Below are 5501 nucleotides of genomic sequence, written 5' to 3'. Positions count from 1 at the left end.
CTGTATAGTCTAAAATATCAGTAGGAGAGGTTACGTTTGCCACATCGCCTGCTATTAACTCTGTAGGAAACATGTCTAACATTGTTAAATCTGCACTTTTACCAAGATAGGGTTGCGCTCTTTTTAAAGCTGCTTTGTTATACAGGTTTTTATTAGATTTTACGAAGTTTGTTGGTACGCTATTCTTTTTACGGTTTACATAAATTTTAGAAATTGCATCGCCTAAGCTTTCACTTTCTACCCCGCCGCCATTACCGCCGGTAACCTCACTAGAAGGTATTACAAAAGTAATTGATCTAGCTTCGCTACATCCGTCTTTATAACCTGTAACAATAATTTCATAAGTTGCCGCTGCAGTAAAATTAAAAGATACAACATCTTGATTTGGATACAAACCAGAAGCACCGCCAGTTATACTCCAATCCCAACTATCAAAATAAGAACTATTTACAAGTGTTATCTCTCTAGTTACTGTGCCAGGTGAAGAAGTTAATGTAGCTTTAGTAGTTACTGGATGATTAGGTGAACTTATTACTATTACTTGTTTTGTTTGGGTATCTGAACCAAAGATATTTGTAGCCGTTAATTCTATATTATATGTTCCCGCTGATGAATAACTTTTCGTAGGATTCATAAGAATACTAGAAGTACCATCGCCAAAATTCCAACTATATGAAATAGGGTTTACTGGTTGATAAGCTGCACTTGTATTTGATGTATTTGTAAAATTAAACTGATTATCATTAAAACAAAGTTCATCATTTTGAATGGTAAATGACGCCGTAGGCGATGTTTCTGAAGATGCTGGACTAGCTATGTTAGATGTAAAAACGGCACATTGCACTTGACCTCCATTATGATTTAAAGACAACCCAATTATTTGTCCTAGAATATTATTAGTATTTACAGTTTTATTGATGTTTGCAAAAGGGGCTAAAACAGTTCCTGCAATTACTTTATTTCCTATAATTTGTAAATTTGATGTATTATAGAAATTGTATAAAATAAATTTACCTTGCGTTAAACCAACATTGTTCTGCTGCCAAACATCCCAATTAAAAGTGCCAGCAGCATTGATGTTAATAACTACTGTTTTAGAAGCACTTGGTTGTTGGTTGTAGATAAATGTATCAACATTATTTAAGTCTGTTCCTGTTATATTTAAATAGTTAATTCCGTTTTGTAAATTAATTTTTACAATACTAGGTAAGTTCGTATTCGAAATACTAGTACCGTTATTATCTTTTAATAGCACATTGTTTGTTGCTTTAGATAAACTTATAGCATTTGTTCTTAATCTTTGAAAAGCTAAAGAGAAATCTAAAAGACCTTGTTCAAAAACAGGATTATTGTTTGTAGAAGCATTAAAGGCAGCTGCATTTCCTTGTAATTGAATATGAGAACTTGAGCTGTAATTAGATCCAGGCGTTACTCTTATTGAAGCAGGAGCATTTGAAGGATCTTGATACCAGGTATTAGACCCATTACTTTCTCCAATTTTAGCATATTGAGAGCCATGTGAAATCGATAATATATTGTTACCACTATAGACTACTTTACCACCTACTAATAACCCTATTTTATTTCCATTAACATCGTAACAACCACAATCTTGGGAAGCAACTGTATAATTTCCATTCAAATTTAAATCACCACCGGCAGCTAAACTTCCGGTTGTATTACCGTTGGTTAAAGTTATACTGTTTTCAATAAATACATTAAAACATTCAGCAGGCGCAGTAGGATTGTATAGAACTCCTGAAGGAGGCGTGTTTTGTGCAAATGTAATATCTGGATTGCCATCTGTAGGCACAGTATCTGTTATAATTGCTGCATTTTCATCTGATTCTGTAGCATTATCAAGGCCATCACCATCAAAATCATCCACACCGTCACTATTCCCGTCACCATCTGTATCGAATAATAAAGGATTAGTCCCAATTAATGCTTCATCTGAATCATTAATTCCATCGCCATCATCATCTGTATCATTTTTATCATCAGTACCATCACCATCTGTGTCTATTCCAAATGTAATATCTGGATTTCCATCTGCTGGGGTTGTATCTGTTATAATTGGTGAATTCTCATCTGATTCTGTGGCATTATCAATACCATCACCATCAAAATCTTCTGCACCGTCAGGAGTGCCATCACCATCCGTATCTACGATTAATGGGTTTGTACCAATTAAAGCTTCATCGGCGTCATTAATTCCATCACCATCATCATCAGTATCTAAATAATCTGGAGTTCCATCGTTATCCGTATCTAATACGTACGTAATATCTGGGTTTCCATCTACAGGAGTAGTATCTGTTATAATTGGTGAATTCTCATCAGATTCTGTAGCATTGTCAATCTCATCACCATCAAAATCGTCTACACCGTCACTATTTCCGTCACCATCTGTGTCGAATAATAATGGATTAGTTCCAATTAATGCTTCATCAGCATCATTAATTCCGTCACCATCATCATCTGTGTCATTGTTGTCATCAGTACCATCGCCATCTGTATCTATTCCAAAAGTAATATCTGGATTTCCATCTGCAGGAGTAGTATCTGTTATAATTGCTGCATTTTCATCAGATTCTGAGGCATTGTCAATACCATCATTATCAAAATCTTCTGCGCCGTCAGGAGTACCATCACCATCAGTGTCTACTATTAAAGGGTTTGTGCCAATTAATGCTTCATCTGTATCATTAATTCCATCACCATCATCATCTGTATCTGTAGCGTCAGGAATACCATCGCCATCTGTATCTGTTCCAAAAGTAATATCTGGATTTCCATCCGCAGGAGTAGTATCTGTTGAAATTGTTGCATTTTCATCAGATTCTGTAGCATTGTCAATTCCGTCACCATCAAAATCTTCTGCACCGTCGAGGGTTCCATCACCATCTGTATCTACTATTAAAGGGTTTGTACCAATTAATGCTTCATCTGTATCATTAATTCCATCACCATCATCATCTGTATCTGTAGCATCAGGAATACCATCACTATCTGTATCTGTTCCGAATGTAATATCAGGATTGCCGTCTACTGGATTAGTATCTGTTACAGTTGCTAAAGTTGCATCTGATTCTGTAGCATTATCAATTCCGTCACCATCAAAATCTGCATCACCGTCATTAATTCCGTTACCATCTGTATCTACTATTAATGGGTTTGTACCGATTAATGCTTCATCGAAATCATTAATACCATCGCCATCATCATCTGTATCTGTAGAATCTGGAGTTCCGTCGCCATCAGTGTCAATACTACAATCGTTTATTGTTAAAGTAACAGCAGCTCTATTAGGGCTGTAATATGTACCGTTGTAAGATGCTGCGTAATATGTTATTGAGCCAATACCAACTTGGGTAGCAGGCGAAACTGCATTACCATCAGTTGGGGCATCGTACCAAACAATGTTTCCAGCAGTAGTATTAGAAGTTGCAGAAGCAGTAAGTGTTTGAGTATTTGTGCCGTCTGAACAAACGGTTTGATCTCCATCAGAAATAGGTGTATCATCCCCAAAACAAAGTGTATCATTATAAATAACACCAGTACTAAATCCTATTGCTCCAGCTGTAGAAAGCAATCTGCCTTCTAAATTTCCATTTGCTGCCATCGTAGCAGCTCCTGCATGTGCAATAAAAGTTCCTTTCATATGACTAAAAGTTCCGATATCTGTAGCGCCTTCTGAAGTCCAAAAAACATTACAACGACGAGCACCATTCTTTAAAATTACTTTTGATTGACCAGCTACCGAAAATGCGCCATTAAACTTGAAAACAAATATTGCATCAGAATCTCCTTGCGCATCTAAAGTGATAGTTCCTGCTAAAGATCCAGCTCCTCCTGTATAATAAACTCCGGGCAAAACTGTTTCTCCATTCCCAAAAGCAGGTAAGTGTCCTAGTTCAGTATTTGTTAAAAGTTTAAGTTGTATGTACGCGTAGTTTAAATCCGTTACAGCTTGCGCTGTCGTAGCACTTGGAAGGTTAAAAGACCCAACATGTGTTGAAGTAGTAAAACCGGTTATAGTACCTGAATTTGTACCAATATTACCAACAATGCCTGATGTAGCAGAATTTGCTACAGCTCCATTACTTGTAAAAAGTGCATATTGTTTAAGGCTTCTTAAAACATCAACAGCAGTTGCAGGGTCGCAGTTACCAGAACATTTTATAGGAATAGTGCTTAATCCTAAAGGCATTGCTGCTACAGTACCAGCTCCAACAGTTAATGCTCCTTCTGTAGATAATAATCTCCCATTTACAGTACAATTTAGACCAACAGTAAGTGCTCCAGGATGTGCAATAAAAGTTCCTTTTAAATGGCTACTTGCCCCAATAGACATGGCTCCTTCGGATATCCAAAAAACATTTGCAGCTCGTGTTCCACCAATTAAATTAATTTGTGTACCGACTCCTACTGTAAATGCGCCATCAAATTTTAGGATAAAGTAAGCATTGGGATCTCCTTGTCCGTCAAGTGTAATAGGTCCGCTTAGAGAACCAGCACCAGGTATTGAATAAGCTCCTGGGTAAAGAGTTTCTGCACCACCAAAAGCAGGAGCGTGAGAGCCAGGATACTTGACAAATACATCGCTAAGATGAATGTATACTCTAAGTAAATCTATTCTGGCCTGAACAGTTGTAGGATTATTCTGGTAGGTTGTACCAATATAACCTAGTCCAAATCCGAGACCGCTAACGATTCCATCATTTGTTCCAGCATCACCAACCATAGCTCCGTCATTTGTAATAGCTCCTGCTCCAGTATACGCTTCAAAAGTAGAAAGTATACCCAAGTCGAGTGTTTGGCTATAATTTGCATTTGAAAATAATAGTAGTATAAAAGTTACTATTGCTATTGATATCTTCTTTTTGAGACTAAAAAAAATGTTGGTTATTAATGAGGAAGTAACAAGCAATCGGGGGCTTCTTATAAACATAGTCTTGGTTTTAATACTTATTTCAAAGTAGTTGATTTTGGTTTGATGTAAATAATTTAAACACATACTCATAAAAAGACGGTTTTAAACCTCATTAATGGGTATTAACATGCACAATAACTATAGTAAATAGATATTATTGAAGCTTTTTAAGCGCCATTTTGTTATGTTCGTAATTTAGTATTTAGGGATACTATCTTTAGGGAAGTTTTTTTAAATTTTAAGTTACTAAGTTGTAATTAGTTTTTAAAAATATTTTTTGTTTCGATAACAATATTTTTTAACTTTACTTAGAAATAAACTTATTTAATTTACAAACATAAGAATTTAAAATGGTTTTTGCAGTATTTTAGATAAGCTGTGTTTTTGTATTGGTGAAATGCTATTTTGTTTCGTTAAAGGGTTTTAAAGTCTGTTCGATATTCTTTAAAAGTAGTTGGTTTATTAAAACCTATTTTAAGCTAATTTTTTTAAATAGTTCTTAATTTCAATTTTTTACTGCTATTTTTTTAATTAGCTCTTTTTGATTTTCAAATATAATTTATAA

The 5501-nt window shown here is 35.3% G+C and carries 1 protein-coding gene; it reads right to left on the bottom strand.

All coding sequences use genetic code 11. The features are described 5' to 3' along the window. Window positions 1–4810, bottom strand: a 4810-nt coding sequence (locus tag BTO16_RS17575) for an ice-binding family protein (RefSeq protein WP_245892019.1), incomplete at its 3' end; no start/stop codon positions are given. Window positions 4811–5501: the final 691 nt, after the last annotated feature.

It is taken from the genome of Polaribacter glomeratus, from assembly GCF_002954665.1.
GTDB classification, from domain to species: Bacteria; Bacteroidota; Bacteroidia; order Flavobacteriales; family Flavobacteriaceae; genus Polaribacter; species Polaribacter glomeratus.
This window is presented reverse-complemented; position numbering and strand designations above follow the sequence as displayed.